The organism is Streptomyces sp. 4F14, assembly GCF_048159485.1.
GTDB lineage: Bacteria > Actinomycetota > Actinomycetes > Streptomycetales > Streptomycetaceae > Streptomyces.
This window is the reverse complement of sequence record NZ_JBLRVY010000021.1, coordinates 188850-205810: the sequence shown is the minus strand read 5'-3', so window position 1 is coordinate 205810 and position 16961 is coordinate 188850. Positions and strand designations below refer to the sequence as shown.

13 protein-coding genes and 1 rRNA gene are annotated in these 16961 nt (G+C 72.4%); 2 read left to right on the top strand and 12 right to left on the bottom strand.

Annotation, left to right across the window (positions count from 1 at the left end; translation table 11 throughout):
* Positions 1 to 69: ribosomal RNA gene (locus ACLZOT_RS32205) — 16S ribosomal RNA — on the bottom strand; the annotation flags it as partial.
* Positions 70 to 637: 568 nt separating this feature from the next.
* Positions 638 to 1645 (bottom strand): stage II sporulation protein M, encoded by a 1008-nt coding sequence (locus ACLZOT_RS32200; RefSeq protein ID WP_416972638.1) that lies wholly within the window; start codon positions 1643 to 1645, stop codon positions 638 to 640.
* Between the two features lie 129 nt (positions 1646 to 1774).
* Between ACLZOT_RS32200 and ACLZOT_RS32195 the strand changes: the two genes are divergently transcribed.
* A complete protein-coding gene (locus ACLZOT_RS32195) occupies positions 1775 to 2680 on the top strand; it encodes an RDD family protein (RefSeq protein ID WP_416972637.1) in 906 nt (301 codons plus the stop codon).
* Positions 2681 to 2694: 14 nt separating this feature from the next.
* Here ACLZOT_RS32195 and ACLZOT_RS32190 read toward each other — a convergent pair whose 3' ends face one another.
* The 7 genes from ACLZOT_RS32190 to ACLZOT_RS32160 all read right to left on the bottom strand — a co-directional run bounded on the left by ACLZOT_RS32190 (position 2695) and on the right by ACLZOT_RS32160 (position 10017).
* A complete protein-coding gene (locus tag ACLZOT_RS32190) occupies positions 2695 to 3309 on the bottom strand; it encodes a hypothetical protein (protein ID WP_416972636.1) in 615 nt (204 codons plus the stop codon).
* A gap of 146 nt (positions 3310 to 3455) precedes the next feature.
* The gene (ahcY, locus tag ACLZOT_RS32185; protein ID WP_416972635.1) at positions 3456 to 4898 is read right to left on the bottom strand and encodes an adenosylhomocysteinase; all 1443 of its coding nucleotides are present in this window, start codon (positions 4896 to 4898) and stop codon (positions 3456 to 3458) included.
* 791 nt (positions 4899 to 5689) lie between these two features.
* Complete coding sequence (locus ACLZOT_RS32180) at positions 5690 to 6670, bottom strand: cation diffusion facilitator family transporter (RefSeq protein ID WP_416972634.1); 981 nt, start codon at positions 6668 to 6670, stop codon at positions 5690 to 5692.
* Positions 6671 to 6792: 122 nt separating this feature from the next.
* Positions 6793 to 7944, bottom strand: coding sequence for a mannose-6-phosphate isomerase, class I (manA, locus tag ACLZOT_RS32175; RefSeq protein ID WP_416972633.1), 1152 nt, complete (start codon positions 7942 to 7944; stop codon positions 6793 to 6795).
* Positions 7945 to 7983: 39 nt separating this feature from the next.
* Positions 7984 to 9114: an SIS domain-containing protein gene (locus ACLZOT_RS32170; protein ID WP_416972632.1), complete on the bottom strand. Its 1131-nt coding sequence runs from the start codon at positions 9112 to 9114 to the stop codon at positions 7984 to 7986.
* 254 nt (positions 9115 to 9368) lie between these two features.
* The gene (locus tag ACLZOT_RS32165; protein ID WP_416972631.1) at positions 9369 to 9542 is read right to left on the bottom strand and encodes a Trm112 family protein; all 174 of its coding nucleotides are present in this window, start codon (positions 9540 to 9542) and stop codon (positions 9369 to 9371) included.
* Between the two features lie 55 nt (positions 9543 to 9597).
* On the bottom strand, positions 9598 to 10017 hold the full coding sequence (locus tag ACLZOT_RS32160; RefSeq protein ID WP_416972630.1) for a DUF3499 domain-containing protein: 420 nt from the start codon (positions 10015 to 10017) through the stop codon (positions 9598 to 9600).
* A gap of 262 nt (positions 10018 to 10279) precedes the next feature.
* On the opposite strand from ACLZOT_RS32160, the gene ACLZOT_RS32155 reads away from it, so the two are divergent.
* On the top strand, positions 10280 to 10729 hold the full coding sequence (locus tag ACLZOT_RS32155; protein WP_416972629.1) for a metallopeptidase family protein: 450 nt from the start codon (positions 10280 to 10282) through the stop codon (positions 10727 to 10729).
* 50 nt (positions 10730 to 10779) lie between these two features.
* Here the strand turns inward: ACLZOT_RS32155 and ACLZOT_RS32150 are convergent, their stop codons facing one another.
* The 3 genes from ACLZOT_RS32150 to ACLZOT_RS32140 form a co-directional block, all read right to left on the bottom strand.
* Positions 10780 to 11577 carry an HAD-IIB family hydrolase gene (locus ACLZOT_RS32150; RefSeq protein ID WP_416972628.1) on the bottom strand — a complete coding sequence of 266 codons (798 nt, stop codon included), beginning with the start codon at positions 11575 to 11577 and terminating at the stop codon, positions 10780 to 10782.
* 151 nt (positions 11578 to 11728) lie between these two features.
* A complete protein-coding gene (locus ACLZOT_RS32145) occupies positions 11729 to 13213 on the bottom strand; it encodes a DUF5719 family protein (protein ID WP_416972627.1) in 1485 nt (494 codons plus the stop codon).
* Entirely contained in the window at positions 13210 to 16803 is a 3594-nt protein-coding gene (locus ACLZOT_RS32140; RefSeq protein WP_416972626.1) for a glycosyltransferase, read from the bottom strand. The genes ACLZOT_RS32145 and ACLZOT_RS32140 overlap by 4 nt, the downstream gene beginning before the upstream one ends.
* Positions 16804 to 16961 lie beyond the last annotated feature (158 nt).

The following is a 16961-nucleotide window of genomic DNA, read 5'->3' as shown; positions in this document are numbered from 1 at the left end:
TCGTTCGACTTGCATGTGTTAAGCACGCCGCCAGCGTTCGTCCTGAGCCAGGATCAAACTCTCCGTGAATGTTTACCGGTAATCCGGTGCACAACACAGAAGAGCGGAACAGTCGGAGGAATGATCCGACCGTTCACAGCGTCCTCGCTGTTGTTGTTTCAAAGGAACCTCATCCGTCCGGCATTCACAGCCGGTAGGACGGGGTATCAACTAATCTGGCGTTGATTTTTGGCACGCTGTTGAGTTCTCAAGGAACGGACGCTTCCTTTGTACTCACCCTCTCGGGCTTTCCTCCGGGCTTTTCCCTTCGATCTTGCGTTTCCGACTCTATCAGATCCTTTTCCGATCCGATTTCCTCGGCGCTTTCCAGGTTTTCGCTTTCGCGTTTCCCTTTCCGGCGGTTCCGACTCTATCAGAAGTTCCGGGCCGGTCTGACCAGCCGTTCTTTTCCGAATTCATCGGGAGTGCCTCTGATTTGGAATCGAAGTTCCAGGAGGCTTTGTAGATACTAACTTACTGCCGACCGGATCAGATCCAGTTCTAGGCAACTGTTCGAATCTACCGCCCTGCAGGACCCGTGTCAACGGTTCTTGTGGGGCGAAGAGGAGACTAACAGCTCGGCAAGCCTGTTTGCACATCAGGCGGCCGTAGGGACACGGGCGCTGCGCTCGGTGGCCTCCACGTCACCGGTCTCTCCCGCGCGGACGGCACGTCCGCCGAGGATCCAGACGTATCCGAGGAAGGCCACCTCGGCGGTGACGCCGATGGTGATGCGGGCCCATGTGGGCAGGCCGGAGGGGGTGACGAAGCCTTCGATGGCGCCGGAGACGAAGAGGACCAGGGCGAGGCCGATGGCCATGCCGACGGCGGCGCGGCCCTCTTCCGCGAGGGCCGTGCGGCGGGTGCGCGGGCCGGGGTCGATGACGGTCCAGCCGAGGCGCAGGCCCGTACCGGCGGCGACGAAGACTGCGGTCAGTTCGAGGAGGCCGTGCGGGAGGACGAGGCCGAGGAAGGTGTCGAGGCGGCCGGCGGAGGACATGAGGCCGAAGCCGACGCCCAGGTTGAGCATGTTCTGGAAGAGGATCCACAGGACCGGCAGGCCCAGGAAGATGCCCAGGACCAGGCAGAGCGCGGCGGCCTGGGCGTTGTTCGTCCACACCTGGGCGGCGAAGGAGGCCGCCGGGTGGCTGGAGTAGTAGGTCTCGTACTCGCCGCCGGGGCGGGTGAGTTCGCGCAGTTGGCTGGGGGCGGCGATGCTCGCCTGCACCTCCGGGTGGGTGCCGATCCACCAGCCGAGGAGGGCACCCACGGCCGTGGAGAGGAGTGCCGTCGGGACCCACCAGTGGCGCGCGCGGTAGACGGCGGCCGGAAACCCCTGGGTGAGGAAGCGGGTGGCGTCCCTCCAGGAGGCGCGGCGGGTTCCTGCCACGGCACTGCGCGCGCGGGCCACCAGTTGGCTGAGCCGTCCGGTCAGTTGCGGGTCGGGGGCGGTGGACTGGATCTGGGACAGGTGCGTGGCCGTGCGCTGGTAGAGGGCGACGAGTTCGTCGGCCTCCGCTCCGGTGAGTCGGCGCCGGCGGCTGAGGAGGTCGTCGAGGCGGTCCCACTCCGCGCGGTGGGCGGAGACGAAGACGTCGAGGTCCATCGGTGTGCGTGCTCCTCGGCTGTTCGTCGGCGACCGGTCGGTGGAGTCAGCTTGTCGTACTGGGGCGCGAAGTACCTTCAGCTTGGCAGACTGGCTGTTCACCGGGCAGGCCAGGGAAGGGGCGCGAACGTGAGTGAGCTGGTGACGGGTGAGGCGGTGGCGTTGGAGCTGCGGCCCGCGAAGCTGCCCAGCAGGGCGCTGGCCGTCCTGCTGGACCTCGTCGTGGCCTTCGTGCTGTACATCGTCGTGACGGTCGTCCTGATCGCGACCACCGCCTCCCTGGACGAGGCCGCGCAGACCGCTCTGGCCATCGCGTCGTTCCTGCTGGTGCTGGTGGGGGTGCCGATCGGGGTCGAGACGCTGAGCCATGGGCGGTCGCTGGGGAAGCTGGCGTTCGGGCTGCGGGTGGTGCGGGACGACGGGGGGCCGATCCGGTTTCGGCACGCGCTCGTGCGCGGGGCGATCGGGGTGGTCGAGATCCTGGGGACGGGCGGGACCGTGGCCGTGATCGCCTCACTGGTGTCCGCGCGCGGGCGGCGGCTCGGCGACGTGTTCGCGGGGACCCTGGTGGTGCGGGAACGGATACCGGTCGCGCGGGGCGGCTTCCTCGCGCCTCCCCCGCCCGCGCTGGCGGGCCGTTTCGCCGAGCTGGACCTGTCCGCCGTACCCGACGCGCTGTGGCTCGCGATACGGCAGTACCTCGGGCGCGCGCACCAGTTGGACCCGCGGGTCGGCTGGGGGATGGCGGAGCGCCTCGCGAACGATCTGGTGGCGCGTACGGGGGCGCCGGCGCCGGAGGGGATGGCGCCGGGGGTGTATCTGGCGGCGGTGGCACAGGAGCGTCAGGCGCGGGAGGCCCGGCGGGCGTTCCAGGGTGCGCCGTACGAGGTGTACGGGGGGCCAGGGGCGGTTTCTTACGGGGCTCAGGCGTACCAGGAACCCCGTGCGGCTCAGGCGCCTCGGCCGTCCCAGGTACCTCAAGCGCCCCAGCCCGTCGCCGACCGGCCGTCGACCGGGTTCGTGCCGCCTGCCTGACGGTCGGGCTCGGGTCAGGTGAACGTCGAGGGTGGGGAGGCGAGGTCCTCCAGTTCGATTCCGGGGGCCGCGAGGACGACGTCGCCGGCGATGTGGACGGTGTGCTGTTCGCCGGTGTCCAGGGCTGTGACCTGGTATTCGTCCACCGTGAGGGGGGCGTTGTCAGTGGCGTGTGTTTCGCTGTTCACGAAGGCCCAGGACTGGTCGGTCGTGCGGGGGGCGAGGACCGGGTCGGTGAAGGAGACGAGGCGGACGCGGGTCGCGGAAGGGGAGGGCGTGAGGCGCAGGAGGCGGGCGGTGGCGACGAGGAAGGCCGGGGATGTGCCGGTGAAGGCGTGCGCGGGGGCGTTGCCTTCGGTGGCCTCGGCACCGGTGGGGTCGGTGCGGACCCAGGTGACCCCGTCGAGGGCGGCGGCGCGGACCTGCCAGCCGCCCGCGTGGAGTTCGAGGCGGATGGGGCGGCCGAGGTCGTCGAGCGCGAGGTCGACGGAGCCGCTGTGCTCGCCCGCGGGGGTGGTCCGCTGGGCGACGTACCGCCAGCCGGAGGGACCGGGGGCGCACTGGAAGTGCTCTTCGCCGAGGGGGGTGTGGTCGTGCGGGTCGTGGAGCGAATAACGGCCGCGGGGCATGGAGGTCCTGGGTCGTGACAGAGCTGGCCGGGCCGTCGGGGGGCGGTCCCGGCCGGGACAAAGGGGCAGGCCCCCGGCACGGGGGTGCGGGGGCCTGCCTCTGCGGTACCGCCGGTCTCGGCGCGGGTCGGGGACCCGCGGCCGGGTCAGTAGCGGTAGTGGTCCGGCTTGTACGGGCCGTCGACCTCGACACCGATGTACGACGCCTGCTCGGGGCGCAGGGTCGTCAGCTTGACGCCGAGGGCGTCGAGGTGGAGGCGGGCGACCTTCTCGTCGAGGTGCTTGGGCAGCGTGTAGACGCCGACCGGGTACTCCTCCTGCTTGGCGAACAGCTCGATCTGGGCCAGGGTCTGGTCCGCGAAGGAGTTGGACATCACGAAGGACGGGTGGCCGGTGGCGTTGCCGAGGTTCAGCAGGCGGCCCTCGGACAGGACGATGAGGACCTTGCCGTCCTCGAAGGTCCAGGTGTGGACCTGGGGCTTGACCTCGTCCTTGACGATGCCGGGGATCTTGGCGAGGCCGGCCATGTCGATCTCGTTGTCGAAGTGGCCGATGTTCCCGACGATGGCCTGGTGCTTCATCTTGGCCATGTCGGCGGCCATGATGATGTCCTTGTTGCCGGTCGTGGTGATGAAGATGTCGGCCTTGTCGACGACCTCGTCGAGGGTCGTGACCTGGTAGCCGTCCATCGCGGCCTGGAGGGCGCAGATGGGGTCGATCTCGGTGACGATGACGCGGGCGCCCTGGCCGCGCAGGGACTCGGCGCAGCCCTTGCCGACGTCGCCGTAGCCGCAGACCACGGCCGTCTTGCCGCCGATGAGGACGTCGGTGGCGCGGTTGATGCCGTCGATGAGGGAGTGGCGGCAGCCGTACTTGTTGTCGAACTTCGACTTGGTGACCGCGTCGTTGACGTTGATCGCCGGGAAGAGGAGGTCGCCGTCGCGCTGCATCTCGTACAGGCGGTGGACGCCGGTGGTGGTCTCCTCGGTGACGCCGCGGATCTCCGAGGCGAGCTGGGTCCACTTCTGGGAGCCCTCGGAGATGGTGCGGTGCAGGAGTTCGAGGATGACGCGGTGCTCGTCGGACTCGGCGGTGTCGACGGAGGGGACCTTGCCGTCCTTCTCGTACTCGACGCCCTTGTGGACGAGGAGGGTGGCGTCACCGCCGTCGTCGAGGATCATGTTCGGGCCGCCGGTGGGGCTGTTCGCCCAGGTCAGGGCCTGCTCGGTGCACCACCAGTACTCCTCCAGGGTCTCGCCCTTCCAGGCGAAGACGGGGACGCCCTGGGGGTTGTCGACCGTGCCGTTCGGGCCGACGGCGATGGCCGCGGCGGCGTGGTCCTGGGTGGAGAAGATGTTGCAGGAGGCCCAGCGGACCTCGGCGCCGAGGGCGACGAGCGTCTCGATGAGGACGGCGGTCTGCACGGTCATGTGCAGGGAGCCGGTGACGCGGGCGCCGGCGAGGGGCTGGGTCTCGGCGTACTCCTTGCGGATCGCCATCAGGCCCGGCATCTCGTGCTCGGCGAGGGTGATCTCCTTGCGGCCGAAGTCGGCCAGGGAGAGGTCGGCGACCTTGAAGTCCTGGGTCATGGAACTGCTGCTCCTCGGTGTCGGGCGAGAGGTGGACACGGCTGGTCTGCGCGGCGGCGGACACAGGGGTGCGCCCCGGGGACACGTCGTCCCGAGGGGGCATGGGCAAGCCCGCGTACGCGCAGCGCAGTCCGTCGGAGGCCCTCTCTCCCTCGGCCGGTCCTGGTGGGACCGCCCGACCGCCATCAGCAGCGACGTCTGGCTCCGTCCCAAGCTACACCGGTCGTTCGAGGCGGCCCAGCCCGCCTCCGACAGGATCGAGCCGATCCCGAGGGGCGAACGAGGCCGGTGATGAGGGCGGGTTCGCGGCTTCACCTGGGGTGTTGCGGAGGGGGGCGGGTGATTTCGGGGTGCTGGAAAAGGGCGCACCGGAGATCATGCCGAGCGGTGCCAGGGTGGGCGGTGCGAGGTGCGGGGGCGGACTGTGGCATCAGGCTCAGCACGGGGGTGCGACGTGGTGGCTGTGTCATCGGTCCCCTGGAGCCGAGCGGGGCACCGGGCTGACGGAAACCCGCGCCGAGACACCCGCGAGGCCCATGAGTCAGACCCGATGTGTCCGGGCGACGGGCGGAAACCTTGTCAGTGGACCCGTCGCAGGAAACCCGTGGACCAGTCCAGGCAGCACTCGGCCGATGGCTCCGGGCAGAACTCCTGCGCCGGCACCGGGCAGGCCCCCCGGACCAGTCCAGGTACGCCCGCAACGCCCGGCCGATGCCCCAGTCGGCCCCCGCGTCGGCAGCCCCCTGGACCCGGCCCGGCGTCCGAGCGGCAGCCCTGCCGCAGCCTCTCCGTCAGTGGTCCGCCGGGGTCGGGGTCGGGCCGCCCGGGGCCGCTTCCGGGTCGGGGCCCTTGGCCGCTTCCGACTCGCTGTAGATGTCCGGTTCGAGGTAGATGACGCGGGCGATGGGGACGGCCTCGCGGATGCGGGACTCGGCGGCGTTGATGGCGGCGGCGACCTCGGTCGCGGTGTCGTCGTGCTGGACGGCGACCTTGGCGGCGACGAGGAGTTCCTCGGGGCCGAGGTGGAGCGTGCGCATGTGGATGACGCGGGTGACGGTGTCACCGTCGACGATCGCGGCCTCGATCTTGTGGACCTCGTCCAGACCCGCGGCCTCGCCGAGGAGCAGGGACTTGGTCTCGGCGGCGAGGACGATCGCGATGAGGACGAGGAGGATGCCGATGCAGAGGGTGCCGATGCCGTCCCAGACGCCGTCACCGGTGGCGAGGGCGAGGCCGACGCCGCCGAGGGCGAGGATCAGGCCGACGAGGGCGCCGAGGTCCTCCAGGAGGACGACGGGCAGCTCGGGTGCCTTGGCGCGGCGGACGAACTCCGTCCAGGAGAGCGAGCCGCGCAGGTGGTTGGACTCCTTGATGGCCGTCCGGAAGGAGAAGCTCTCGGCGATGATCGCGAAGACCAGGACGCCCACCGGCCAGTACCAGTGCTCCAGTTCGTGCGGGTGCTTGATCTTCTCGTAGCCCTCGTAGATGGCGAACATGCCGCCGACGGAGAAGAGCACGATGGAGACGAGGAAGGCGTAGATGTAGCGCTCGCGGCCGTACCCGAAGGGGTGCTGCGGGGTCGCCTCGCGCTGGGCCTTCTTGCCGCCGACGAGGAGCAGTGCCTGGTTCCCGGAGTCGGCGAGGGAGTGCACGCCTTCGGCGAGCATGGACGAGGAGCCGCTGAAGGCGAACGCCACGAACTTCGATACCGCGATCGCGAGGTTGGCGCCGAGTGCCGCCACGATCGCCTTGGTGCCGCCTGACGCGCTCATCTGCTCGTCCGATCCCTTCGTCTCCGTACAGCGCTTTGCCGGGCCTTTGCCGGTGGGCCATTTCTACAGCATCCCGGGGCCGTGGCGCGGGAGTTGTCCACAGCCCCGGTCCGATGATCGGATCAGACGACCACGGTGGCCCGGAACAGCGTGCCCACGCCGCTCACCTCGGTCTTTTCGCCGGCGGTGACGAACACGGACTGGCCCGGCGCGAGGTCGTGCTCCCCGGCGCGGACTCTTCCGGCCGTGCAGAGCAGGATCTGCGGGGCCTCACGGGTGAGGTCGTGGACGGACGTGCCCTCGGGCAGGACGTACCGGGAGAGGCGGAACTCGTCGATCGGGGTGTCGTAGACCTCCTCGCCGTCCGGGGACGCCTCGGGGCGCAGGACGCCGGGGCCGGTCGCCTCGAAGCGGACGACGCGCAGGAGTTCGGGGACGTCGACGTGCTTGGGGGTCAGGCCGCAGCGCAGGACGTTGTCGGAGTTGGCCATGATCTCGACGCCGAGGCCGCTGAGGTACGCGTGCGGGATGCCGGCGCCGAGGAACAGGGCCTCGCCGGGCTGGAGCCGTACGTGGTTGAGGAGCATCGCGGCGATGACTCCGGGGTCGCCGGGGTAGTGGCGGGCGATCTCGGCGTACGGCGTGTAGGCGCCGCCGAGGCGTTCGCAGGCGGCCGTGGCCTCGGTGACCGTGTGGGCCATGTCGGTGCGGTCGGCGCCCAGGACGGCCGTGAGGACCTCGCGCAGGGCCGCGTCCTCGGGGTGCGCGCGCAGGAGGTCGGCGTACGGCTTGAGGGAGTCGACGCCGAGGCCCTCCAGGAGGGCGGCGGACTCCTCGGGGGCGCGGAAGCCGCACAGGCCGTCGAACTCGGTGAGCGCGCAGATGAGTTCGGGCTTGTGGTTGGCGTCCTTGTAGTTGCGGTGGGGGGCGTCGACGGGGACACCGCGCGTCTCTTCGTCGGCGTAACCCTCCTTCGCCTGCTGGAGGTCGGGGTGCACCTGGAGGGAGAGGGGGGCGCCCGCGGCGAGGAGTTTGAGGAGGAAGGGCAGGCGGGGGCCGAACTTGGCGGTGGCCGCCTCGCCGAGTTCCTCGCGCGGGTGCGCGTCGATGACCTCGACGAGGGTCCCGCGCGCGGTGCGCGAGGGGGCGCCGGGGTGGGCGCCCATCCACATCTCCGCCTGGGGTTCGCCGGTCGGCTCCACGCCGAGGAGGTGCGGGATCGCGGTGGTGGAGCCCCAGGCGTAGGGGCGGACGGTGTTGTCGAGGCGGTCCATACGGTTCTCTCTTGCGTGAAGTTCAGGCCGGGAACAGGATCAGGCCCCGGAGGCGAGCGCGAGGTAAACGGCGGCGAAATCCGTGATGGCGATCAGCTCGGCCAGCGTCTCCAGTTCGGTGCCCTCTTCGGGGTCGAGTTCGCTGATCGGCGTGTCGTGGCCGAGGGCCAGGTCACGGGCTGCGGGAGCCGCGCTGAGGCCGCCGCTGGGGCGGTCGCGCAGGAGCACCACGCGCGCGTGCAGCGCGGGCGGGTCGTCGACACGGTCGCGGAAGAAGTCGTCCGGGTCGGCGCCGGCCGCGAGCGGGCCCGAGAGGAGGGCGTTGTGGGCGGCGAGGGCCTCCGGGAGTTCCGCGACCAGGGCGGGGCGGCCGGCGAGTTCGGCGAGGGACGCGGCGAATCGGCGGCCCGCCGGGCCCGCGGAGACGCCCTCCGTCCAGATCACCGGGAGGGCGTCCGCGAGTTCGCCCGCGAGGGTCTTCGCCGGGTTGCTGTACGTCGCTACCGCCGGGCCGCAGCGTTCCGCGACGTGGTCCAGGCGGTCGGCGACCTGCTCCAGGGTCTCCGCGGGGGCGGTGATCAGGCCGATGCGGTCCAGGAGGGCCAGCAAGGGGGTCAGGAGCGCCCACAGGACGCCCGGGGCGGATGCCGTGAGCGGTTGCGCGTCCTGGTCGTACGCGGCCGTCGCCAGGGGCAGGAACAGGCTGTGCGAGGCGCCGGTCGCCTCCGCGAGGGGGGTGCGGGTGGGGGCGACCGCCACGACCGTGCAGCCACGCCTGTACGCCTGTTCCGCGAGGAGTGCCAGGCCCGGTTCCGTGCCGTCCGGGGTGGCGATCAGGAGGAGGTCGACCGAGCCCGCCCAGCCCGGGAGGTCCCAGCGGAGGGCTCCGGCGGCGGGGGCCACTCCGGTGGGGGCGAGGCGGGTGACCGGGCAGGACGCGCCCGCGAGGGTGGCGAGGAGGTCGGCGACGCAGGTCGCTGCCGCGCCGGGGCCGGCGATCAGGATGCCTCGGGGGCGGCCGTCCGGTTTCAGGTCCCGTACGCCGGCTTCTGCGGTGAGCCTCGCGGCTGTGCGGACTCGTGCGCCTGCTTCCGCCGCGCCGCGCAGGAGGGCTCGGCGGTCGGCCTCCGCGAGGGCCTCCGGCGTGTCGAGGAGTGAGTCGTCGAGCATGGCGGGTCTCCGATCGCCGGGGGTGTCCACGCGGGCGGGTGGGGTGCGGGCCGGGGGGCGGTGCGGGTTCGGGTGCGGCTGAGTGGGGGGCTGGGGTGGGGGCGTGTCGCTCGGCCCGCGCTTGCGGGGTGCCGCTGCGCCCACCCGTGCCGCCCCATGGGGGTACCTCCCAGGCCCTTCGGGCACTGGGGGAGGCACGACTGCCCGCAGCTAGGCGGGCTGGGGGGCGTGATTGCCGGGCCCCGGCCCCTGCTCTATTCCGGCTTGCGGGCCTCGTCCACCAGCAGGACCGGGATGCCGTCGCGGACCGGGTAGGCCAGGCCGCAGTCGGGGCTTGTGCAGACCAGGTCGGTGGACTGTTCCGTCAGGGGGGCGTGGCAGGACGGGCAGGCGAGGATGTCCAGGAGACCGGGTTCGACGAGCGGCATGGGGTGTCCTTCGGGGTCAGGCGGCGTGGAGAGGCCAGCCTATCGCCGGGGACTGTCAGGGTTCCGGCGAGCGCAGGACGCGGAGGTGGCCCCGGCGGGCGACCTCCATGGGGTCGGCGGCGCGGCCGGCGGCGCCGCCCGCGGCGCGTTCCTGGGGGCGCGCGGCCTCGCGGACCGCGTTGGCGAGGGCTTCGAGGTCGTCACCGCTGGGGCGCGCGGGCGCGGACGCGTCGAGGAGGCGTACGACTTCCCAGCCGCGCGGGGCGGTGAGGCGCTCGGAGTGCTCGGCGCACAGGTCGTAGCAGTGGGGTTCGGCGTAGGTCGCGAGGGGGCCGAGGACCGCGGTCGAGTCGGCGTAGACGTACGTCAGCGTCGCGACGGCGGGTCGGCCGCAGGCGGTGCGCGAACAGCGACGTACAGGGCTCACGACGTTGGACGGTACCGCACTCTTGAGCGGGCCGCGACGACTCTCCACCAGGTCACTCCACCGTGTCGTGCTGGGAAACCCCCCACGGGCACCTCCTGTCATACCCCGCTGACCTGCGTGAACACCAGTTTTCGGCCGGTGGTCGGGGAGCGGGGCCGGTCAACAGCCGGTGCAAACCACGGCAATTGCCATGAGCTCGGCGGTCTCGGAGAGATGCCGAATCGAGCCCAACCTTGGCCGGAATGGTCATCCTGCGACATGACGGTGAGCGCGGTACGGCGGTCTGAGCGGGGACTACGCTTCAGTAGTGATGGACAGCCCCGTACCGCCCCGTGCCGCAGGCCCCGGGCCCCGCCGCCGTGACCGCCACGGGCGCGGCATGCGCGGCCCGATCGCGCCTCCCCAGGTTCCGCTCGCGGCGAGCCGTGCCGAGATGTTCGCCGATCTCGTGCAGGACTCGGTGGAGCGGCTGGAGCGGCGCTGGCCGCAGCTCGCGGACGTCGACTTCATGGTTCTGGAGGTCCCCCGGCTCGACGGCCCCGGCGGCCCGTGGAACGACGAGGCGGTCCCGCTCGGCGGCATCGTCCCGGCGTCCGGCTCCCGGCACGCGCGGGTGGTCGTCTACCGGCGTCCCGTGGAGATCCGTACGAAGGGCCGCGACGAGCGGGCCGCGCTGGTCCACGAGATCGTCGTCGAGCAGGTCGCCGAGCTGCTGGGGCTGACGCCGGAGACGGTGGATCCGCGGTACGGCGAGGACTGAACCGGCACGCGCGCGGGAGGGCGAGGCCGCCGCGCGCGCGTGCGCGGGTGTCACCGTACGTCGAGGGGTGCCAGCAGCGGGACCGGGCGGTCGGGGTGGTCGCCGAGGAGGGTGTCGATGACGTCGGCGGTCTGCTCCCAGCCGGTGACGGCGACGCAGGGGACGCCCATCGCGCGCACGGGGTAGTCGTTGCCGCCCTCGTCGAGGCGGTCGCCGACGAAGAGGACGTCCTCCTTGGTGAGGTCGAGGTGGTCGAGGAGGCGCTGCATGCCGTACGCCTTGTCGATGCCCTTCTTGGTGACGTCGATGGACGTCGAGCCGCCGCTGCGGACCTCCAGGTCGGGGAGGCGCTCGGAGGCGTACTCCCACAGGGCGCGGCGGCGGGCGCCGGTCGGGTCCCAGGCGGCCTTCTCCTGGTGCGGGGCCTGCTGGCCGAGCGCGGAGAAGGTGATCTGGCTGTCGCGGTCCTCGATGATGTCGCCCCAGGTGTTCTCGGCCCACAGGCCGAGGGACTTGGCGCCTTCGGTGAGGACGCGCACGATGAGCGCCTTCTCGTCCTCGGTGAGGTTCTCGGCGTACACGTTGCGCCACTCCCCCGCCTCCCAGCGGAGGTAGCGGGTGCCGCAGGTGGGCATGAGGTGGAGGCGCTGGGCGAGTTCGGGGGTGAGCGGCAGTTCGTCCAGGACCTGGGTGCGGAACTGCTCGTAGCGGCCGCCGGAGATGATGCAGACCGGCTTCTCGGCGAGCAGCCGGGTCAGGCACCGCGCCATCGTCGGCGTGATCTTCGCCTTGGAGAGGGCGAGCGTGTCGTCCAGGTCGAACACCACGATGCGAGTCGACGCTACCAATGCGGTTCCTTTTCCTTGTGCTCGTCGTCGGCCGGAGGCGGGGCGCCCCCGGGCGCGCGGAGCCCTCATCCTCCGTAAATCTGAAGAATGCGTCAAGGCAGGTCAGATACGCCCTTCAGGGGTGATCAACACCCGAATCGCCACCCGGAGTTCAGCCCCCGTTCAAGATCGACAGGTCCTGCGTGCTGTCCGGCACGGCCACCGTCCCCCGGTCGTCCGGAAGGGTCTGGGTGGTGAAGCCGGGGCCGTCCTCGTCGGTGGAGACCAGGGTGCGGGAGGCGTAGACGGGGCCGCCCGAGACGGTTTCGACGGTCAGGGCGTAGGTGCCCTTCAGGCCCGCGGGGACGGGCAGGGCGACGTCCTGGGTGGTGCCCGCCTTGATCGTGTACGTCTTCGAGGCCGCCGTCCCTCCCTCGGTGCCGGCCGAGGCGGTGACCTTGACCTGGGCGGTGGCCGTGGGGGCGGTGACCGAGAGGGTGGTGCCCTTGGCGGTGTTGCCGAGGACGGACGCGCGGGTGCCGACGGGGGCGGTGGCCGGGATGAACGAGGTCTCCTGGTCGTTGCCTTTGCCCCGGGTGACGCGGACCGCCGCGACGAACGGGGTGGCGACGTCGCCCGGCGTCAGGAGCAGGGAACCGGCCTCCCCGCGCGTGACGTCGCCGAGGTCGACGGAGGTGGTGGAGCCCGCCTTGATGTGGAGGGTCTCGTGTCCGGCCGGGGTGATGCGGCCGTTCGTCGAGGCGAGCTGGATCTTCAGGTCGGCGTCGGAGTCGTCGGGGGTGAAGGCGACCAGGCGCACGGCGGTGGCGTCCTTGGGGATGCCGGGGACGACCAGGGTGTTCGCCGGGTCCGCGGAGGCCGTCAGCCAGTCGCCGCCGAGCTTGTCGTCGAGGGCCTGGACGGCGGCGCCGACGCGCCCGCTGCGGACGTTCACGTGGAGCGTGACGTCGTCGAGCTTCTCGGTGGTGAGGGTGGACAGCAGGATCGGCTCGCTGGAGTGCGCGGGGACGGTGATGCCGTCGCCGACGGAGGAGTCGAGGGCGCCGCCGGGGCCGTACAGCTCGACGTCGACGACGGCCGCCGAGTCGTCCGGGTTGGTGAGGTGGAGGTAGTCCGTGCGGTCGGCGGCCGTGCTCGCGGCGGGGAACCAGAACTCGGTGTCGGGGGCCCCGCAGGCGAGGCCGAGCAGGCCCCGGCCGGTGCCGGCGGCGACGCCGGTGGTGGCCTGGAGGGTCCAGCCGGGCGCGTACCTGCCCTCAGCGGTGCCGACGAGCGCGGGCGCGCTGCCGCCGCTGATCTCGCCGGTGACGGGCTTGCCGGGGTCCCCGGGGGTGACGGCGGACTTCCCGGCCGGCTTCGTCTTCCCGCCCTGCGCGCTCTCGGCGATGCCGGTGAGCGTCGCCTTGCCCTTGCCGCCGGTGCCTTCGGTGACCGGTGTGAAGGACGTGTACGCGGTGTCGGCGAGGTCGGAGGTGCTGGGCGCCGGGCAGACCAGGCCGGTGCGCTCGACGGGCAGCCGCGCGGCCGCCTTGGCCGGGCCTGCGGTGGCCTGCGCCGGTTCCTGGACGACGGCGAAGGCGGTGACGGCGGCGAGCGCGGCCGTCCCGGCGATCAGGGACACGGTGGTGCGTTTCACTGCTGGCTCCCGTCGGGGCGCTGGTACGGCTGCTGCGCCTGGTCGTAGCCCTGCTGGTAGGAGGGGTCGTAGGGCTGCTGCTGGTCGCCGTAGCCCTGGCCGTACGGCGGCTGCTGCTGCGGCTGGCCGTCGTAGCCGTACGGGTCGTACTGGCCCGCCTGGTACGGGTCGTACTGGGCGCCGCCCTGGTCGTAGCCCCCCTGCTGGTAGGGGTACTGCTGCTCGGCGCCCGCGTACTCGGGGGTCTCCCATTCGCCGTACGCCTGCTGCTGCGGGACGGCGACGGGGGGTTCCTGTTCCGGTGCGGTGGTCTCGTCGGCCTCCGCGCGGTCGCGCAGGCGGCGGGCGCGGCGGCCCTCGCCGGTGGCCTGCGCGGGGATGGGCTGCTCGTCGGCCTCGGGGAGGTCGTCGTCGACGTCGCGGCGGCGGCCCGGGAGGGCGAGGACGACGAGGACGAGGGCGAGGGCGCCCTGCGTCCACAGCCACAGGGTGTGGGTGAAGGGGTCCTCGTAGGTGACGTCCAGGCGGCCGCCCGTGGCGGGGAGTTCGAAGCCCTGGGCCCAGCCGTCGACGGTGACGGCCTTGAGTGGCTTGCCGTCGAGGGTGGCGGACCAGCCTTCGGCGACGGCGTCGGCGAGGCGCAGGACGCGGCCCTCCTCGCCGTCCTCGATCCTGGTGTGGATCTCGACGGGCCCGGCGCCGACCGCGACGGGCGTGCCGGAGCCGTCCGCGGCGGCGATCGACGCGCGCGAGACCTCGCGGCCCACGCGCCACAGGGCGCTGCCGTTCTGCTGGCTGAGGCGGCTGAGGCCGGGCGTGGCGTCCAGGACGCGGGCGACCTCGCGCGGGGCGCCCTTGTGGACGAGGACGTAGCGCACCGCGAACTTGCCGAGTTCGCTGGTCTGGTCGGCGCCGGAGCCCGCGACCAGGTTGGCGACGACCTTGTCGAGCTGCTTGTTCTCGCCGTCGGCCGAGGCGGTCTCGGCGTCGCCCATGCGGGTGCCGGAGCCGCGCACCAGCATGTAGGAGACGTGGGCGGCGGAGTCGCTGTCCAGGACCAGCGTGCGGGCCTGGTCGCGGGTGCCGGCCTCCTCGGCGACGAACGCGGGCACCTGCACGGGGTCGCGGCGCTCCAGGGGGCCGTCGGCGCCCCGGATCATCCAGCCGGCGGCGATCAGCAGGGGGCCCGCTGCGGCGGCGAAGGCGATGAGGGCGGCGACGGGCTGGCGCCACCCGAAGCTCTGCTCGGCGACCCGGGAGCGGGCGCCGTCGGCGCCGATCATCGCGGCGCACAGCAGGGCGAGGCCGTAGACGAGGGTGGCGGGGCCCGCCCAGGTGTCGCCGTTGGACAGGACCGCGAAGACCAGGCCGACCAGGGCGACCGCCCAGGCCGCCCACACGCCGGTGTGCCGCTCGGAGCGCAGCAGGGCGGCGAGCGCGGCGAGGACGACGCCGATCAGCATCAGGCCGCTGACCGTGCCGGGGCCGCCGGGGCTCGCGCCGAGCAGGTCGAGGGCGGTGGCGGCGGAGGCGCCGAAGTCGAGGCCGGCCTCCTGGAAGAAGCCGGTCGGCAGGAGGGTCAGCGACCAGGGCGCCAGGATCAGCAGGGGGGTGCCGAGCTGGGCGAGGAAGCGCGGGCCGTAGGCGGTGAGTTCGGCGCGGCGCACGGCGAGGACGGCGAGGCCGAGGACCAGCGCGAGCGGCCACACGATCGGCGTGAACGCGGTGGCGACCGTCAGCAGCAGGGCGTACGCCCAGGTGGCCCGCCAGCTGCCGCGCGCGCCCGAGGAGTTCGCGAGGCCGCTGGCGGCGATGCCCGCGCGGGCGATCAGCGGCAGCAGGATCGCGAGGACGGCGGTGCCGAGGCGGCCGCCCGCGAGCGCGCCGGTGACGGCGGGCAGGAAGGCGTAGACGACGGCCGCCCAGGCGCGCAGGAGGCGCGAGGTGACCAGGGGCCGGGAGGCGAAGTAGGCGGTGAACCCGGCGAGCGGGACCGAGCAGACCAGCAGGAGCGTGACGGCGAGGCCGGTCGAGCCGAACAGAAGGGTGGCGAGCGCGGCGACGATCGCCAGGTAGGGCGGCGCTGCGGGGGTGCCGCCCGCGCCGACGGGGTGCCAGGCGTCGGTGTAGCGGTTCCACAGCTCGGAGGCGTCGGCGGGGGCGGGCAGCAGGGCGCCGCCCGCGAGCGCGCCGGTGCCGAGCAGGGCGCGGCAGGCGGCGAGGGAGATCAGCAGCAGCGCGAGGAAGAGCACCGGGCCGGGTTTGCGGGCGATGCGCTTGAGGCGGGCGAACTGCTCGATCTCCAGGAAGTCCGCGTCGTCCCCGCCGGGCCCGGACTCGATGCCGCCGCCGTGCCGCCCGGGGGCGGTGTCGGTGTCGGAGGAGTCGAGGAAGCTGCCGGCGGCCTGTTCGACGGTGGCCCGCAGGGTCGCGCCCGGCGGTGGGAGCAGGGCGCGCAGTTCGCCCTTGTCGATGACGGGGGTGCCGCGCGCGCGGCGTCCGGCGATGATCCGCTCGGGCCGCAGGAGGATGCCGAGCAGGCCCCGGATCTCGTCGACGGCCTGCCCGGGGACCTTGCCGACGAGGTAGGCGAGGGTCCTGAGGACCGTACCGATGACGATCCGGAAGAGGACCCAGGGCAGCGCTGCGGTGCGGCTGTTGACGAGCAGGGTGTAGACGGCGCCGGCCTTGTCGACCTTGTGCGGGGAGGCGGTGGTGCGGCCGCCGCAGTCGACGGTGCGGCGCTCGCGGGAGGCGGCCTCCGCGTGCCGGACGACGGCCTCGGGGGCGACCAGGACGCGGTGGCCCAGGGAGGTCGCGCGCCAGCAGAGGTCGACGTCGTCGCGCATGAGGGGCAGGCGGCGGTCGAAGCCGCCGAGGTCGTCGAAGACGTCCCTGCGCACGAGCATGCCGGCGGTGGAGACGGCGAGGACCGGGCGGACGTGGTCGTGCTGGCCCTGGTCCTGTTCGCGGCGGTCGAGGCCCGTCCAGCGGCGGCCGGAGGGGGCGATGGTGACGCCGACCTCCAGGAGCTGGCGTTTGTCGTACCAGCCGCGGAGTTTGGGGCCGACGACCGCCACGTCGTCGCGGCCCAGCTCCAGTTCGTTGTCCACGACGCGCAGCAGTTCGGCGAGCGCGTCGGGTTCGGGGGCGCTGTCGTCGTGCAGCAGCCACAGCCACTGGACCGGTTCGCCGTACGGGAGTTCGGGCAGGTCGTAGGCGTCGTCGCGCCACGTGCGCGTGACGGGGTCCCAGCCGCTGGGGCGCTTGAGGTAGGGCAGTTCCTCGGGGGTGAGGACCGGGGCGGTGCGGGTGGCCTCCTCGACGGCCTGGCCGAAGCCGGTGCGCCGGGCGAGGTGCAGGACCCGGTCGGGACCGAGGGCCTCGCCGAGCAGCTGGGCGGAGTCGTCCGCGCTGCCGGTGTCGGCGGCCACCACGGACTGGACCGGGCGCTCCTGGCCGAGCAGTCCGGCGAGCGCGTCGGGCAGCCAGCGGGCACCGTCGTGGGCGACGAGGACCGCGGTCACCACGTGACGCGGGAACTCTGGCGTGGCAGCGTCGCGGGCTGCCGTATGGCTGTGCACGGACATCGAGGTACGGGCCCCGGTTCGATGGACTGCGGTGAACCCCTCTGCCCGGTGAGGACAGTGGGGTGTCTCGGACGAGCGACCACACTATCGGCTGGGCACGACCACGGCCCGCCGCCTGTGGATAACCCACGGGCGACGGGCCGTTCGCGATGTTCCGT

Bases quoted from the DNA above. Each gene is read 5' to 3' on its own strand.
- ACLZOT_RS32200 (WP_416972638.1), bottom strand. From the start codon at position 1,645: ATGGACCTCGACGTCTTCGTCTCCGCCCACCGCGCGGAGTGGGACCGC.
- ACLZOT_RS32190 (WP_416972636.1), bottom strand. From the start codon at position 3,309: ATGCCCCGCGGCCGTTATTCGCTCCACGACCCGCACGACCACACCCCC.
- ahcY (WP_416972635.1), bottom strand. From the start codon at position 4,898: ATGACCCAGGACTTCAAGGTCGCCGACCTCTCCCTGGCCGACTTCGGC.
- ACLZOT_RS32180 (WP_416972634.1), bottom strand. From the start codon at position 6,670: ATGAGCGCGTCAGGCGGCACCAAGGCGATCGTGGCGGCACTCGGCGCC.
- manA (WP_416972633.1), bottom strand. From the start codon at position 7,944: ATGGACCGCCTCGACAACACCGTCCGCCCCTACGCCTGGGGCTCCACC.
- ACLZOT_RS32170 (WP_416972632.1), bottom strand. From the start codon at position 9,114: ATGCTCGACGACTCACTCCTCGACACGCCGGAGGCCCTCGCGGAGGCC.
- ACLZOT_RS32165 (WP_416972631.1), bottom strand. From the start codon at position 9,542: ATGCCGCTCGTCGAACCCGGTCTCCTGGACATCCTCGCCTGCCCGTCC.
- ACLZOT_RS32155 (WP_416972629.1), top strand. From the start codon at position 10,280: ATGGACAGCCCCGTACCGCCCCGTGCCGCAGGCCCCGGGCCCCGCCGC.
- ACLZOT_RS32140 (WP_416972626.1), bottom strand. From the start codon at position 16,803: ATGTCCGTGCACAGCCATACGGCAGCCCGCGACGCTGCCACGCCAGAG.